Origin of the sequence: Neobacillus citreus, from assembly GCF_018343545.2 — a bacterium.
Taxonomy (GTDB): domain Bacteria; phylum Bacillota; class Bacilli; order Bacillales; family Cytobacillaceae; genus Neobacillus; species Neobacillus citreus.
The window spans coordinates 1-14,895 of record NZ_JAGYPE020000024.1 but is presented as its reverse complement, the minus strand read 5'-3'; the positions used below and the strand labels follow the sequence as shown (position 1 = coordinate 14,895).

The window sequence follows — 14,895 nt, the reverse complement described above, 5'->3', positions numbered from 1 at the left end:
GCGGCAGCAAACGGCTCTTCAATCGTGTAGGCATCCTTTGCTCCCGCTTGTCTTGTTGCATCAATAACCGCTCTCTCTTCAACCGCTGTAATCCCTGATGGTACACAGACCATTACATACGGCTTACCGGCGAAAAAGCCTTTATTCTTTTGCGCCTCGCGGAATAAATGCTTCATCATGACAGCTGTTGTTTCAAAATCAGCAATGACACCATCCTTCATCGGACGAACGGCAACCACATTTCCCGGAGTCCGGCCAATCATGTTTTTCGCGTCATTTCCAACCGCAACAATGTGTTTTGAATCCGTCTGCATCGCCACCACAGATGGCTCCCTTGTGACAATCCCTTTCCCCTTTACATACACAAGGGTGTTGGCAGTTCCTAAATCTATCCCAAGATCCTTTGTTCCAATTCCAAACATAACGTTGTATCTCCCTTTCTGATACTAAATGCTCTGTCCTAAGGCAGGTGTTTATCGTAAAAACTTCCAATAATTGTAACGTAAATAATTAGGCAGTCCTAAAAAATCATAAACAATATTATAGCCTAACGTCAAATAAAATCATAGCATTACAAATATCCTTTTTCCTTCAAGCTAACAAACTTATTTTCTCCGATGATGATATGATCAAGGAGATCGATGCCAATGATTTTCCCGCATTCCACCAGCCGCTTTGTCACCTCAATGTCCTCCCTGCTTGGAGCGGGGTCACCGGACGGGTGATTGTGAAGAGCAATGATGGATGCAGCAGACCGCTTTAATGCCTCCCGATATACCTCACGCGGGTGAACGATGGAAGCGTTTAAGCTGCCAATAAATACCGTTTGTTTATGCATGACCTGATTCTTGGTATTTAAATACAAGCAGACAAAATGCTCCTGTGACAGAAAGCGCATATCGTTCATGACATACTTTGCTCCGTCTTCTGGCGAGCGGATTACATAGCGGTCATTATATTCCAAATTGGCAATTCTCCTGCCAATTTCGACAGCCGCCAGAAGCTGTATCGCTTTCGCCGAGCCAATCCCTTTTATTTCGGTAATTTCCTCCAAAGTGGCCGCTTTTAACAGCCTTAAACCTTCAAAATGAGTTAAAAGGCGATTCGATAATTGCAGCACTGATTCATCCTTCGTTCCGGTCCGAAGTAATATTGCAACTAACTCGTGATTGGATAAACTTTGCGGGCCATGCTGGATAAACCGTTCTCTTGGCCGTTCATCTTGTGGGAAATCACGAATCATTAATGTGTTGGTTGACATAACTTTTCCCTCCCTTAGTGTCGGGAGTCAATGCCAGAAAAAATTAGTACGGCAAATGATAGCCTAACCGTTTCAATTCCCTTCTGGTTCTTGCAACCGGCAGGCCGACAACCGCAAAATAGTCCCCATGGATTTTTTTGACAAGCATGCTTCCAAGCTGCTGAATGCCATATGCCCCTGCTTTATCAAGCGGTTCACCGCTTTTTACATATGACCGTATTTCATCATCCGTTAACTCCCAAAACCAAACTTCTGTTTTTTCATAAAACTTAGTTGAGCTAGTTGGAGATAGTATTGAAACACCTGTAAATACATCATGCTGACTGCCTGAAAGGGTCTTTAACATTTGTACGGCTTCTGCCTCATCAGCTGGCTTTCCCAAGATTTGATTGTTCGCAACCACAATCGTGTCGGAACCAATCACAAAGGCATCCCTGTTTTCTTTAAAAACAGCCTGTGCCTTGCGTTCGGCCAATTCCATTACGACTTCTTCCGGAGAAAGCTTGGGGTCAAAGCTTTCATCCACATCACTGCTTGAAATTGTGAATGTTAAATGGAGATTTTCTAGAAGTTCTTTTCGCCGTGGAGAAGAAGAGGCTAAAATGAGGTTCTGCATTTTATCACCTTACCTTTTTTTGCAACGCATTAGGGAGATACAAGTTAATCGTATCAAAAAAGAGCGGTGCAAACAATTTTTATATTATTAAATTTTGAAGAAATTTGTCAGATTATACAACTTTTATCAATATTTGCCGAATGGTGTGCTATAAAAAGCCCGCCGTCGATTCGGCAGGCTTTATTTTGCAATAATTTCCCGGAAAATATCGAGCGGTAGTTTAGTTTGTCAAAAGATGCTACAACGAATTGTAAATGGACAGGAAGTTTAGTAAATGCTGCTCAGCATCAACCAAGCTTTTTGTATCCTTAGATTTTTGAAAAGCTTTCACCTTTTCGTCAGCACCCATTAACTCTGTTTTCATTTTGTTGATGCTATCGTTTTTAATGTTGTTTATTTTTAGTTTTTCACTTATACCAGCATCAGCAGACACGCTGCTTGATACGAGCGCACCAGAAACCATGGTTGAAAGAGATTGATAGATACTAGGAAGCGATTCGATAAAACTCTTTTCATTGTCTGTAAGGTTTGAAAGCTTCTTTTCATCTAGCATCAACGGTTTGGCGAAGGCCCCCTCGGCACCTTTATCTTTATATTTGGTACTTATTGATTTGGCCGTTTCAAGCGAATCCGCCACGCTCAAAAATAAATAAAACTTTCCGCCGATTTCTACCTGTTCGGAAGGAATACCTCTAGACTTTAATTGTTTAGCAGTATCCTCAGCACCTGCTTTCGAGGTAAAAACACCGCCTTGGACTACATAAGTAGAAAGCTGTTCGATCGAAGTGGCCGCTGTTTTATCTGTTGTTTCCGTTTGTTCTTTTTCATTTCCAGTTTCTCCAGCTACATTTGGTTCGGTGACAGGCTTTTCACCGGATTCTGTTATGACTAGCTTAAGCATAAAAAAGCCAATCGTTAAGCCAATGAGAATTGCGCAAACGGCGGTAATGACAATAGATCCAATTGGCCGGCGATTGTTTTTGTTCGAAAAACTAGCAAATGAAATTGAAGATTTTTTTGGTCTGCTGTTTTTAATGTTTTGGGAATTGACTATTGTAAATTCCTCTACATCATTTTCAGAGGATTCCGGAATAATCCAATCAAAGCTTTCTTCGATAGATTCCTGAGCAGCTGCTGCCTCATTGATTCCTTCAGATTCTTGTAATTCTGAATCTATTTTTATTTCGTTTGGAATAGGTTCTGGTTTAGGCTCCGGCACATTTTTTCGGGGTTCTTCACGAAAGGATTTGGTTTCTCCATTTAATTTAATCGTGATGGTATGGCCCTTTTTAGGCTTGTCCACTTTACGTTCTCCTTTCTGTTCGACAGTAATATGTTCCATCCTAACATACCGGCAAAAAAAAATAACAAGACTTTTGTCGTCTTGTTATCTTAGAGTTTCGTCAAATTATTCGTTGATTTGCATGAGTAAGACTATGGCTGTGTTGAAGCAGTTGGAAACTGGCTTAAAGGATTTGTTTTACCCGCGGGGGCTTCGGCATCAATTTTCGGCAAATCCTGCTTAAGGTCAGCCAGTTCTGGCATATAGAACGCAGAAACTGTTAATGAAAAAGTAAGCTTCTCAGTTTCCTCCTGTTGCGTTGTCACTTCTTTGCTACCCGTATAATTAATGCTTTCCACCACCACGATCCGCTTTAACGTCTCGAGCGTTTCAACAAATTTTTCAAATTCTTCGTAGCTTGGCGCTTCAACAGATAGCTGAACAGTCAGCTTCTTCAACGCCGGTGCTGCCGCCTGCTGAGCAGCTTGATCACCGGAAGCTTGACTATTCGCATCTGTTCCTTGAGAAGCTGTAGTCGAAGTTTGGGGTGTCGTACCTTGACTTTGACTTCCAGTATTCTGGTTTGAATTTGCTTGATTGCTAGTACTCTGCTGATTTCCGGCAGCTTGCGAATCTGTCTGAGGCTCAGCAGCAGCAACGGCACCATCCTTAGAAAAACCCATCGAAAGAATTTGACTGTTTGAAACAGCTTCGGCTTTTTCCAAATCCAGAATAAGCTGCTCCTGTAACGGGTTAACAGGCAGCACTTTCTGCAATTCTCTAGTATTCTCAGCAACCGTCATCGAGCTATCTGCCTTTTTCCGGCTCACAGCTTCAAGAAGCTTTTGCTCTGTCTTTAAGGTTTGCTGTTGGCTTTCTAAGTCAGAATGTAAAGGAGATAGCTTCAAAAATTGAGCATAAACAATGAGTAAGACTAACAAGAGAATAGCGGCCAGTAAAATTAATTTGTCCCTTTTTGAGATAGCAAGTTTCATGATCCGCTCACTCCCTTCTCATCCCAGCTTTTCTTAATATTCTCCTTAACAGCATCCTTATTAAGAGTGATTTCAAACTGAGCTGTATAACGCGGCAAGAGATTACTATCCTGGGTACTTGCTGCAGTTGTACTAGTAGCAGCAGATCCACCAGCCGTGGTCGTTTGAACAGCTGCAGTTGTTGTGGCAGCGCCAGTAGTGGCCGCAGCTTGTCCTTCCGTATTGCTTCCGGCAACCGTCACTTGACTGTTCGGATTAACGGAGCTAACAGTACCGCTTTGAGTTGAAGCAACCTGCGTGCCCGAGGCTGCTGTGTCACTCTGGACAACAGCAGTTAAAGAACTTAAGCTAGCATCTTCAATCCAGTTTGATTCATGAATATTATTTAAAAAGAAGGCCGCTTCCCGCTGACTATCAAACTGAACGGTTAGAGTTATGGTTCCAGCCTCTGTGTAAGCAAAGGATTGAATGAATCCCCGCTCCGGCAGCAATGATGTAAGCTTACGCATAACCGGAATGGTCCGAATGGGATAGGTATGTGCCCATTCAATGGCACTTTTAAGCTGATTAACAGAAGTTGATGATTCTGCCGTCGTATTTTTCTTTTCCTCTGCTTCACGAATCTTTTTTGTCATCGTAATTTCCCGATTAACAGAGGCAATATCGGATTTCACCGAGCTGATTTGAAAATAATAGTAGCTGCCAGCCAATAATAAAATCACAAGAATTCCAGCTAGTGTACCAAAAAAGGCAAATTTCCTCGGCTCCTTTTGAGGAAGCAGGTTGATTTCAACTAACATTATTGCACCTCTTTTAAAGCAAGACCTAAAGATAATAATAGATTAGCTGGCAGGCTATTTTGTTTATCAGTGGCATCGTATTCAAGTGAAAGGATATCCACAGGAATGTCAAATCTCTCATTCAACTCATCAGTAATGGCAGTAAGCATCGGATGATCTCCACTTAACAGAATCCGATTGATGTCAGTATTCTCGTTATTTAAGGTGTAACGATAAAAATCGATTAACTTATTAATCTCTTTAAGAATATCTTCAAACAGGTCTGCCAATTCATCTGTATCCCCTGCATACCTGCAAACCATCGATCCTAAACTATCCCGTTTAATTTCCCATTCATCCAAATCAAATGGAAAATTAAACGGCCGCATCACGACCGGGACGGAACCTTCAAAGATACACAGATTAACACTAGTCAGATCAAATTGAACAGAGATGGTCGTTTCATCTTGTTCTGTAATACCAAGTTGATAGAACAATCGATATAGTGCCAGCGGCGAAATATCGGCCGCAACGGGGTTCAGTTTTAAATTGGAAAATAAATCCACATACTCCATGACAAACTGCTCTGGAGCTGCAAACAGAAGAATATCTTTTGTTTTTCCATTGTTTGTTAGAGGGTAATAATCAAATACCGGTTCTTCAAACGGCAAATGAATCGTTGAACCAAGTTCAAGGTATAAATACCCTTTTATCTCATCATCTGCTATATCTGCCGGAATCGATACCTTCCGAATGATCACCAGCTGGTCCGGTACGATAAACCGGATTGGCCGTCTCTGGATCTTCCATTCAGCAATACATTCTTCCAAAATTGCAGATAAGGCTTCCGCTTTGACAATCTTCCCATCGCTAATAATGCCTGGCGGGAGAAATCGCTCTCCCCATTTTTGGGCAGCAGGTGGATTTACTTGCTTTAATTCGAGACAGCGAATGGAATGGTCATTAAGGACTAGATTGATTATTCGGTTTTTGGGTGTAAACAGGGAAAAAGCCATATCTAAAAAACCCCTTAGTTAAAATCCTTGATTAAGAAAATCTATATAGAAATTTATTATATTCGATCCCCAAAAGTAAGCAGAAAGTGTTCCTGCGGCAATAAACGGCCCAAAAGGAATGGGCTGCCGTTTGTTCACGATCCTAAATAGAAGGGCCATTCCGCCAATGACGGCGCCGTATAAGGTTGATAGAAAGAAGGATAAAAGGACAAGCTTAAATCCTAAAACAAAACCAAGCACGGCATAAAGTTTGACGTCTCCAAAACCCATACCGCCCTTGCTGACTATAGCTATAACCAAAAGGAGAGTAAATCCTGTAACAGCACCAACCAGGCTGTCCCACCAAGGATTGAGCGGGAAGAAAATTCGTTCCAATAAAAAAATCCCTGCAAACCAAATTAAAATTTTATCAGGGATGATCATATAATGAATATCTGAAACAATGATAATCATAAACAACGAAATGAGTGTTAAGGCGACTACTAACTCTCCTGACCATCCAACCAAGTATGGTGCTGCTGCAAACAAAATTCCCGTCAGCAATTCCATAATCGGATATATAGGAGAAATCCGCGACTGACAGCCGCGGCATTTCCCTTTTTGAAACAGATATGATATTACTGGGATTAGTTCTAATGGTGTTAATTGATGTCCACATGTGGGACATGCTGATCTTGGTCTAACTATTGATTGTTTCAATGGAACACGTAGACCTATAACATTAAAAAAAGAACCAAAAACTAAGCCATAGACTATCAAAAAAATATTAATCACTTTTTATCAGCTTTAGCAGCTAATTGTTCTTCTGTAACCGTTGTACCTGTTGCTGTTCCGGCATCTATTTCTGCTTCTGTTAAGGTCGATGTTATTACTTTTGCTGCATCATGACTAGTAATTGAGTAAATACCAGTTGATTTATTAAGCGTTACTGTCCATGCATTGTCTTTTAGTTTTGAAACATATCCTGTTAAGTCACCAGGGCCCCATGATGCTTTTGAAGTATCATCAGCATACGCTAACCTGGCCGCATCAATAATTTGAAGTGCTTCTGCCACTTTTGCCTTATCCCTGGTGTTGTTAATAACATTTGTAATACTTGGAATAGCTATAGCGGCGATAATCCCCAAAATAACGATAACTGCTAATAATTCAATAAGGGTAAAACCTTTTTGTTCCTTCATCTTTTGCTTTAATGATTGAATCATGTTTTCTCTCCCTCTGGTTCTAAAAACCTATTATTATTTCACTATGAGTATACAATAATTGTAAGATGCAGAAAAGAAGTTTTTTATCAGTATTTGTCTTTATTTTTTTGTTTTTGTCCGTTTTAGTACAATAATGTCAAATCAGCTCATTTGATCATACATACTAAACATTGGCACCATTATTGCCATGACAATTACCCCAACAAGACCAGCTAATAATACGATCATAATCGGCTCGATTAAAGATTTCAGCTTATCAGTAGCCGTTTCTACTTCCTTCTCATAGAATTCTGCAATTTTTGCCAACATCGCATCAAGAGCACCGGTCTCCTCGCCAATTGAAATCATTTGCGTGACAAGCGGAGGAAAGGCCCAGTGCTTGTTCATCGGTTCGGTCATTGACCGACCCTTTTCAAGAGATACACGAGACTCGCGGATCACCTTTGAAATGACCTCATTTTCGACAACTTTTTCAATAATCGACATGGCCTGAAGAATCGGAACGGAGCTGGAAAATAAGGTGCTGAGTGTCCGCATCATCCTTGCCAATACCCCTTTTTGCATCAGTTTTCCAAAAATCGGCATCCTTAATAGCGCATAATCCAAATAATATTTTGCTTTTATATTCTTTTTCATAAACATAAAAGACAAGTAAATTAATATAAAAATGAGAGCAACAAGCCACCAAAATGATTGCATGAATTTACTTGCACTTAGGACAAATTTAGTAATTGCCGGTAGCTCTGCACCCATATCATTAAACATTTGTACAAATTTAGGAACTACCGTGACAAGCAGGAAAATAACGGCAAGTATAGCGATTGCGCCAACTACCATTGGATAGGTGAGAGCAGAAACAACCTTTTGCCTAGTATGGTGCTGTTTTTCAAAGTCATCAGCTAGTCGCTCAAGCGTAACATCCAAATTACCGCTGACTTCACCTGCTTTTAACATGTTAACAAACATAGGGTTAAATATCTTTTTATGTTTAGAAACTGCATCTGAAAGAGGATTTCCTTCCCGCAATTCCTGCTCTACCTCTAATAACGCCCTCTTCAATGCTTTACTCTCAGTTTGATAAGAAAGGATTGATGTTGCCTCAACAACTGTCACGCCGGCTTTAATAAGCGTGGCAAACTGCCGTAAATAGATAACAAAGTCCTGAAGTTTAACTGGGTTTCCGAATGAAATATCCTTTGTCAGCAAAGTTTCCGGTACTTCATTCATTTCAATGACACGTATTCCTTGTTCCCTTAGCTTCTCCAATGCCTCGCGCTTGGATGCAGCATTAACGGTGCCCTGACGTTTGCCTTTGCGGTCGCGTCCGGAATATTTAAATTTAGCCATTCATCATCATCTTTTCATGTAAATATTGGGAAGCAGCTTCCTTTTCAATCTGGCCGCGTTCAATCAATTCGCGGATGCTCATTTCAAGCGTATGCATTCCCTGGGCACGGGAGGTTTGCATAGTACTTGTAATCTGATGGATCTTTTCATTTCTGATTAAGTTGGCTATTGCCGGGTTGTTGACTAAGACTTCCGTGGCCGCCTTCCTTCCCTTTTTGTCCACCGTCGGGAATAGGCGCTGGGAAATGATTCCTATCAAAACGGAAGCCAGCTGGACCCGAATTTGCGGCTGCTGGGCGGGCGGGAAGACGTCAATAATCCGGTTAATGGTAGTCGGTGCACTGGATGTATGCAGTGTCCCTAACACAAGGTGTCCTGTTTCCGCGGCCGTGATGGCAATACCGATTGTCTCAAGGTCACGCATCTCCCCGACAAGGATGACATCCGGATCCTGGCGGAGGGCTGCCTTTAAGCCGCTTGCATAATTCATTGTGTCATAGCCCACTTCACGTTGATCGATAATCGAGTTACCATGCCTGTGAAGGTACTCGATTGGGTCCTCAAGCGTAATAATATGTTTGCGCATATTGCGGTTCATATAATCAATCATGGAAGCAAGGGTAGTCGACTTACCGCTTCCTGTTGGCCCTGTAACCAAAATCAAGCCCTGTGGTTTTTGTACTAATTTAGAAATTATCTCCGGTAAATCAAGCTCTTCCATCGTTGGTGTTTTCGAGGCTACCGCTCTGAGTGCCAAAGAAACACTTTTCCGCTGATGGTAGGCATTGACACGGAACCTTGAACTGCCCGGAACACCATAAGAGAAATCAAGCTCGCCTTTTTCCTTGAACAAATCCCACTTATCCTCAGGAATAATCGCTTTTGCCATCGCCTCAGTGTCGTCCGGCAGCAATTTATCTGAACCATATCGTTTTATTTCACCATTTATCCGAAATACCGGAGGCACTCCAACCGTTAAATGAATATCGGAAGCTTTATATTCAATAGCCGATCTTAAAATAGCATCAATTCTTTCCTTCATCATCATGTTCTCCTACTCTGGAATTGCGACACGTAAAACTTCTTCTGTAGTGGAAAGGCCTTGTTTTACTTTCAAAAGACCATCATCGATTAGAAAGATTGTCTTATTTTTAATGGCAATGTCCTTCATCTTTTGGAAGCTTTCCCCATTCATCATGACTCTGCGCATTTCATCATTGATCACGAGTACCTCATGAATGGCAATTCGGCCTTTATACCCTGTCATATTACAGGAAGGACAGCCTTTTCCCCGGGTTATTTTATCAATTTTCATTCCGCGTTTGGCGAATATTTCTACTTCCCGTTTGGACGCTTCTTGAACTTCCGCACAGTCACGGCAAACCTTCCGGACCAGACGCTGGGACACGATCCCAGTGAGCGAGGCAGCCAGCAGAAATGGCTCCACGCCCATATCAAGAAGACGGGTAACAGTCCCAATTGAGTCATTTGTGTGTAAGGTACTTAACACTAAATGCCCCGTTAAAGAGGCTCGTATCGCGACCTCAACCGTTTCCGTATCCCGAATCTCCCCGACCATGATAATATTTGGATCCTGACGGAGTATTGACCTTAATCCGGCAGCGAACGTCATCCCGACATTCTGATTGACTTGAACCTGATTAATCCCTTCCAATTGGTATTCAACCGGGTCCTCAACCGTAATGATATTTACTTCATCGCTATTCAATTTATTGAGTGCCGCATAAAGGGTAGACGATTTCCCAGAGCCGGTTGGCCCAGTAATTAAAACAATTCCCGTTGGCTTTTCAATCATTTCATTGAAGCGTTTAAGGTTTAGTGCATTAAAGCCCAGTTTATTTAGGTCGTTTAACGTAGACCCCATATCAAGCAGACGCATGACAATCTTTTCGCCATACACAGTCGGCAGCGTTGATACGCGAAGGTCGACCGGATGAAAATCAAGATTTAATTTAATCCGCCCGTCCTGAGGAATTCGATGCTCAGTGATATCAAGATTGGAGATAATCTTAATCCTAGCAATCAACACACTTTGCATATTCTTTGGCAAAACCCGTTCCACCTTTAATACACCATCAATCCGGTAGCGGACGATGACCTTTGTTTCCTGCGGGTCAATGTGGATATCACTGGCCCTTTGAATAACGGCATTGGATAAAATCTGGTTTACCAACCGAACAATTGGAGAATCTAAATCCGTAATGTTGTCGGACTGGCCGCGGTCATTTTGCGGAAGTTCATCCATGAGCTCGTCCAATCCGTCGTCCACGTCATAATACTTATTGATGGTCCGGAGAATTTCATCCTTCGTGGCAATGGTTGGCTCAATCTGGAATCCAGTTGATAAACGCAGGTCATCAATCACAATGAAGTCCATCGGATTGGCCATTGCCACATATAATTTGTTCCCTTCTCTTTTTAAGGGAATAATTAAATTTCGCCGTGCTGTTTCTTTTGAAATAAGCGAAAAAAGACTGGTATCAAATGAATATTGAAACAGATTGACATGTGGAATCCCAAGCTGATACTCCAACACTTCGATAAGCTGCTGCTCTGTCAGGTAGCCTCTTTGCAAAAGAGCCTCACCTAATTTTTGGTTTGGGTCTTTATCCTTTAAAGCAGCTTCAAGCTGTTCGGCTGTAATCAATCCTTCTTCAATTAATAAATTTCCAAGTCGTTTTCTAGTTTGCCTCATTTTATACCCCTGCTTTTATTTTGGTTGTTCATTTGGCTTACCCCATATGTCACTTTCCTGCTGTTCCCCGGTTGCTGTGGACTGCGCCTGGTTAGAGGTATTTGTTGAACTAGAGCTGTTGTCTATACTTGTTTGATTGGTTGTAGCTGTTGAGGTTTGCTGCTCGTTTGCGGCTGTAATCCCCTGAACCTCCACCTGATAAACCGGCGGGTAATAGTCTTCGGAAATATTCTCACTTTTGACAAGTTGTTCACCCTGATACACTTCACGATACACTTTGATGATTAGTCCTTCTTCCCCAGCGGTTTGAATTTTTTTCTTCCCAGGGGAAAGGGCTGGACTATATTGAACAATCGTTTTCGGCTTTAGTTTCTGCTCATCTTTTGTGGTAATTTTATAATCGTATAAAAATTTTTGGCCCTTTAACGTTACCTTTAACAGGCCATTATCAATTTGAAAATTAATGGAATAGTTGCTTTTGTTTGGATTAGAAATCGCCAGGTCTACCATTTTTGCCGGATCAACCTTCGCTTCATAGCCTAACTCTGCATAATTTGGAAGATGGATGCTGATATTTCTTTCTATGATGGTAAAATTAGAAGCCAAAACCGCTTTGTAAATCCCTGTTGCCAATACATTCAGGGTTTCAATGTTATCGATATGATTCTTTTTTGCAAATTCCAATAAAGAGACTGTCCCATTCTCCGGTATTTCCATTTTTATATTTTTATCAATAATGGTTTGAAGATTAGAGAGATTAGTTGTTTTTACAGTCGCCACGTTAATGACTGCATCCTTATCGATATGGTCAGCCAGTAGGAAATCATTATAAAGATTAAAGGAATGGGTACCCGTCTGGAAATTGGCTGCTTTTTCATTTAAACTTTGAGTAAGCTTTCCCAAATCATAATCCGCTAATTTCATTTGTGGAAATAAGGTTTGCAGCTGTTCCTCCACCTGTTCTTTATCAATCGAAAGGTAAATCGGATTGCTTTGCCCTTCTTTGATCGAGGCAACTGTTGTATTAGTATCTAATGCAAACAAATTCAAGTCAAAAGATGCCGTTTTTTCTCCATATTGCATCTCCATTGAAGTATCTTTCACCCAATTGACATACTGTTCTTCGAGCAAGGACAATGCTTCATCTGGCGTCTTCCCAGATACATCCATCGATCCGACTGTTGTCCCTTCAGAATACTTACCGTCGGCGTTTGACATGCTTTCAAATGCCTTGGCACCAAAATGGGAGAAGCTGAAAATAAATGCCGTGCTGAAAAAAAGCACTACAAACAATTTAAACATTTGTTTATTTTTACCCAAATCTTATGTCTCCCCTCATCACTGCCTATATAGAATGGGTATTTATTTGCTCAAGCTAAGCTTTTTGTCTAACTCTAATTCCTTAAGTGTATCTTCTGAATGTACTGCTGCAGCCTCCTCACGATCAGCACTTAAAAACTCCAATAGTGCATCATCTAAAGGAGCCTCCTCATCCACTACTACTAATGCCTCATCTGGAATTTCAACGGGATGATCAGGAATTTTGTCCCATCCTTCAACTTCCTGAGGCTCTGTATCTACCTGTGTTTCCAACTCCAGCAAGCTTTCGAGCTCAGACATATACCCTTCTGGTGAGTCCAATATCTCAGCATGGTCTACTACTTCTTCTGTTTCTCGATCTAGCAGGAAGGATATATTCTCTTCTTTAATATCAGAAGCGTCTTCCCTGTATGGAACAAACGAATTGAGTTCTGCCATCTCCGAAGCTTTAACAAGTTTTCCAAGAGTGGATTTAGGCAATAGATCTTGCTGTTTTATTTCCATAGCACTTATCTCTTGTCCTGGCTGTTCCAATTCTACTAACGAATCAAATTCATCTGCAAAAACGGAAGTCTTTTGATAGATTGCCGGCCCCATTCGAGCATCAAGTACATAGGCAATCAGAAAAATGAGCAACAGCAGCATTAATGCAGTCTGCCACAATGGGAAGGTAGAAATCGCTGCATTCCCGCCTAGGGCAATAACAAATGCTGCCAAAGCAATCAGCAATTTCCCTTTTAAGGTAAGGCCAATTCTCAATATTGTTAGTACAAGTAAAGTTAACAACATAGACCCAAAGGCCCAAATTATCATTTGCATCTATTTGTCCCCTAATCTATCCATCTATTATCCTTTTAAACAACATAATATTCCAAAAAAATACATTTTTTCGTTACTAACTTCAAAATTTATACAAATTTCGACTACTAATTATTGTATAATACTATTATATATTTTAAAAGAAGGCGGAGAATTTTTTATGCTGGAAAATTTCAAAAGCCAAAGAGGGCTAACATTAGTGGAAGTTCTTATATCCATAGTCCTACTTTCCATTTTCCTGACATCCCTATTAGGTTTTTTTACCCAATCAGCTATGTTTACCAAGAAAAGTGAGCAAAAATTGGGTACCCTCCAAACCGCCCAAATGGTTGTGAATATGATAGAGGAGAACGTTACACGGGAATCATTAAGGCTGCCTTTAAAAGACATAAATGGAATAGTACTCTATACAACACCGATTACAGATGGTACCGGAGCTGTAAATTCTAATATGCAGCCCGCAAATGGAACATTTTTACTAAAGGATAAGGGTGAGCTTGAATCGCTACTCAAAAAAACGATTACCACCAATTATAGTGTCAGCACGATTATCTCTAATGATACACTTACGGTTAATGACACTGATCCTTCTAAAAATACATACATAAAATTAATCAAATTTAAGGTAATGGTCATCGATCCTAATAATGCAGCAAGCCATACTGAAACCCACACCTATATTCGAAAGTGAGCTGACGAAATGAATAATCAGAAGGGAATGACATTAGTTGAAATATTAGCCGTATTAGCTATCCTCATGATTATTTCTTACATAATATTTAGTGTTTTTTTCGGAATAAACAAAAACTTCGCCAAAATATCGGGGAAAACAGATTTGCAAAGAGAAACGAATCTGATTATTTCTACTATAAGAAGCTACCATTTAAAGAATACAGCCTATAAGCTATCTTTTAACTCAACAGATAAAAAAGCCTTTATCGGTGAAACAACGGCAAATAATCGATTAAACCGAGATGATTTGGAATTGCTCGCCTTTACCATTACATACAAAGAAACAACTTATACAAATAGCGATGTCACCATCGACCAAACAAACAAGCCGATAGAAATCACCATAACACTATGAGACAAAGAAGGTCAGACCTATGAAACTAACACGATAATCAAAAGATATTAAAGGGAGGAGATTCCAATTAAAAGCGAGAAAGGTTATACATTAATCCTTGTGTTGGTCATCATTGCCATTTCTATGATTGTTGGACTCGCACTCAGTGGAGCGACCCTGACTGCAAGTAAACAATTTCATAAAACAGATGATCGCAACAAGGTTACGGATGTAGCGGAAATGGGAATTGCTTACTATCAGACCCTTGTCAACCAACTGGTAGTCAAAGCGGAAGAGGCAGCCACAAAGAAAACCGCTATTGATGTAAAAACACAAATAGACCAAGAAATGCTGCAGCATAAAAGCCGATTGATTACGGATGCGCAAATTGTGTTAACCTACAATCGTAGTTTCTGCGAAAAATTCAAGCAGCTGCAACAAGAATCCCTCGCAGCTAATACAAATTTTAAAAA

General features: G+C 40.7%; 17 protein-coding genes. 3 read left to right on the top strand and 14 right to left on the bottom strand.

Annotation, left to right across the window (positions count from 1 at the left end):
• The 14 genes from KHB02_RS14325 to KHB02_RS14260 all read right to left on the bottom strand — a co-directional run.
• The coding region (locus KHB02_RS14325; protein WP_241113862.1) for a rod shape-determining protein at positions 1–422 on the bottom strand (422 nt) is incomplete at its 3' end.
• 149 nt (positions 423–571) lie between these two features.
• Complete coding sequence (gene radC, locus KHB02_RS14320; RefSeq protein ID WP_213144708.1) at positions 572–1,261, bottom strand: RadC family protein; 690 nt, start codon at positions 1,259–1,261, stop codon at positions 572–574.
• Between the two features lie 43 nt (positions 1,262–1,304).
• Positions 1,305–1,877, bottom strand: a complete 573-nt coding sequence (locus tag KHB02_RS14315) for a Maf family protein (RefSeq protein ID WP_213144707.1) — start codon at positions 1,875–1,877, stop codon at positions 1,305–1,307.
• A gap of 238 nt (positions 1,878–2,115) precedes the next feature.
• Positions 2,116–3,180 (bottom strand): SPOR domain-containing protein, encoded by a 1,065-nt coding sequence (locus tag KHB02_RS14310; RefSeq protein WP_213144706.1) that lies wholly within the window; start codon positions 3,178–3,180, stop codon positions 2,116–2,118.
• A gap of 131 nt (positions 3,181–3,311) precedes the next feature.
• Complete coding sequence (gene pilO / locus KHB02_RS14305) at positions 3,312–4,154, bottom strand: type 4a pilus biogenesis protein PilO (RefSeq protein ID WP_213144705.1); 843 nt, start codon at positions 4,152–4,154, stop codon at positions 3,312–3,314.
• Positions 4,151–4,954 carry a PilN domain-containing protein gene (locus tag KHB02_RS14300; protein WP_213144704.1) on the bottom strand — a complete coding sequence of 268 codons (804 nt, stop codon included), beginning with the start codon at positions 4,952–4,954 and terminating at the stop codon, positions 4,151–4,153. Before KHB02_RS14300 ends, pilO begins: the two co-directional genes overlap by 4 nt.
• Positions 4,954–5,949: a type IV pilus biogenesis protein PilM gene (gene pilM, locus KHB02_RS14295; protein WP_213144703.1), complete on the bottom strand. Its 996-nt coding sequence runs from the start codon at positions 5,947–5,949 to the stop codon at positions 4,954–4,956. The genes KHB02_RS14300 and pilM overlap by 1 nt, the downstream gene beginning before the upstream one ends.
• Before the next feature lie 18 nt (positions 5,950–5,967).
• On the bottom strand, positions 5,968–6,720 hold the full coding sequence (locus tag KHB02_RS14290; protein WP_213145285.1) for a prepilin peptidase: 753 nt from the start codon (positions 6,718–6,720) through the stop codon (positions 5,968–5,970).
• Entirely contained in the window at positions 6,720–7,154 is a 435-nt protein-coding gene (locus tag KHB02_RS29790) for a prepilin-type N-terminal cleavage/methylation domain-containing protein (protein WP_277398257.1), read from the bottom strand. Before KHB02_RS29790 ends, KHB02_RS14290 begins: the two co-directional genes overlap by 1 nt.
• A 141-nt stretch (positions 7,155–7,295) precedes the next feature.
• On the bottom strand, positions 7,296–8,501 hold the full coding sequence (locus KHB02_RS14280) for a type II secretion system F family protein (protein WP_213144702.1): 1,206 nt from the start codon (positions 8,499–8,501) through the stop codon (positions 7,296–7,298).
• Positions 8,494–9,543, bottom strand: coding sequence for a type IV pilus twitching motility protein PilT (locus tag KHB02_RS14275; RefSeq protein WP_213145283.1), 1,050 nt, complete (start codon positions 9,541–9,543; stop codon positions 8,494–8,496). Before KHB02_RS14275 ends, KHB02_RS14280 begins: the two co-directional genes overlap by 8 nt.
• A gap of 12 nt (positions 9,544–9,555) precedes the next feature.
• Positions 9,556–11,217, bottom strand: a complete 1,662-nt coding sequence (locus KHB02_RS14270; RefSeq protein ID WP_213144701.1) for a GspE/PulE family protein — start codon at positions 11,215–11,217, stop codon at positions 9,556–9,558.
• Positions 11,218–11,232: 15 nt separating this feature from the next.
• Positions 11,233–12,537, bottom strand: coding sequence for a G5 domain-containing protein (locus KHB02_RS14265; protein ID WP_213144700.1), 1,305 nt, complete (start codon positions 12,535–12,537; stop codon positions 11,233–11,235).
• Between the two features lie 42 nt (positions 12,538–12,579).
• The gene (locus tag KHB02_RS14260; RefSeq protein ID WP_213144699.1) at positions 12,580–13,356 is read right to left on the bottom strand and encodes a hypothetical protein; all 777 of its coding nucleotides are present in this window, start codon (positions 13,354–13,356) and stop codon (positions 12,580–12,582) included.
• Positions 13,357–13,516: 160 nt separating this feature from the next.
• Between KHB02_RS14260 and KHB02_RS14255 the strand changes: the two genes are divergently transcribed.
• From KHB02_RS14255 to KHB02_RS14245, 3 genes are all read left to right on the top strand, one after another.
• Complete coding sequence (locus KHB02_RS14255) at positions 13,517–14,047, top strand: prepilin-type N-terminal cleavage/methylation domain-containing protein (protein WP_213144698.1); 531 nt, start codon at positions 13,517–13,519, stop codon at positions 14,045–14,047.
• 9 nt (positions 14,048–14,056) lie between these two features.
• Positions 14,057–14,443, top strand: coding sequence for a type II secretion system protein (locus KHB02_RS14250; protein ID WP_213144697.1), 387 nt, complete (start codon positions 14,057–14,059; stop codon positions 14,441–14,443).
• Between the two features lie 99 nt (positions 14,444–14,542).
• A partial coding sequence (locus KHB02_RS14245) for a hypothetical protein (protein ID WP_241113861.1) occupies positions 14,543–14,895 on the top strand: 353 nt, incomplete at its 3' end.

What these genes read in the sequence shown, in the direction of transcription:
- KHB02_RS14255 (WP_213144698.1), top strand. Translation starts at nt 13,517, where the DNA reads ATGCTGGAAAATTTCAAAAGCCAAAGAGGGCTAACATTAGTGGAAGTT.
- pilM (WP_213144703.1), bottom strand. Translation starts at nt 5,949, where the DNA reads ATGGCTTTTTCCCTGTTTACACCCAAAAACCGAATAATCAATCTAGTC.
- KHB02_RS14250 (WP_213144697.1), top strand. Translation starts at nt 14,057, where the DNA reads ATGAATAATCAGAAGGGAATGACATTAGTTGAAATATTAGCCGTATTA.
- KHB02_RS14275 (WP_213145283.1), bottom strand. Translation starts at nt 9,543, where the DNA reads ATGAAGGAAAGAATTGATGCTATTTTAAGATCGGCTATTGAATATAAA.
- KHB02_RS14260 (WP_213144699.1), bottom strand. Translation starts at nt 13,356, where the DNA reads ATGCAAATGATAATTTGGGCCTTTGGGTCTATGTTGTTAACTTTACTT.
- pilO (WP_213144705.1), bottom strand. Translation starts at nt 4,154, where the DNA reads ATGAAACTTGCTATCTCAAAAAGGGACAAATTAATTTTACTGGCCGCT.
- KHB02_RS14280 (WP_213144702.1), bottom strand. Translation starts at nt 8,501, where the DNA reads ATGGCTAAATTTAAATATTCCGGACGCGACCGCAAAGGCAAACGTCAG.
- KHB02_RS14300 (WP_213144704.1), bottom strand. Translation starts at nt 4,954, where the DNA reads ATGTTAGTTGAAATCAACCTGCTTCCTCAAAAGGAGCCGAGGAAATTT.
- KHB02_RS14270 (WP_213144701.1), bottom strand. Translation starts at nt 11,217, where the DNA reads ATGAGGCAAACTAGAAAACGACTTGGAAATTTATTAATTGAAGAAGGA.
- radC (WP_213144708.1), bottom strand. Translation starts at nt 1,261, where the DNA reads ATGTCAACCAACACATTAATGATTCGTGATTTCCCACAAGATGAACGG.
- KHB02_RS29790 (WP_277398257.1), bottom strand. Translation starts at nt 7,154, where the DNA reads ATGATTCAATCATTAAAGCAAAAGATGAAGGAACAAAAAGGTTTTACC.
- KHB02_RS14315 (WP_213144707.1), bottom strand. Translation starts at nt 1,877, where the DNA reads ATGCAGAACCTCATTTTAGCCTCTTCTTCTCCACGGCGAAAAGAACTT.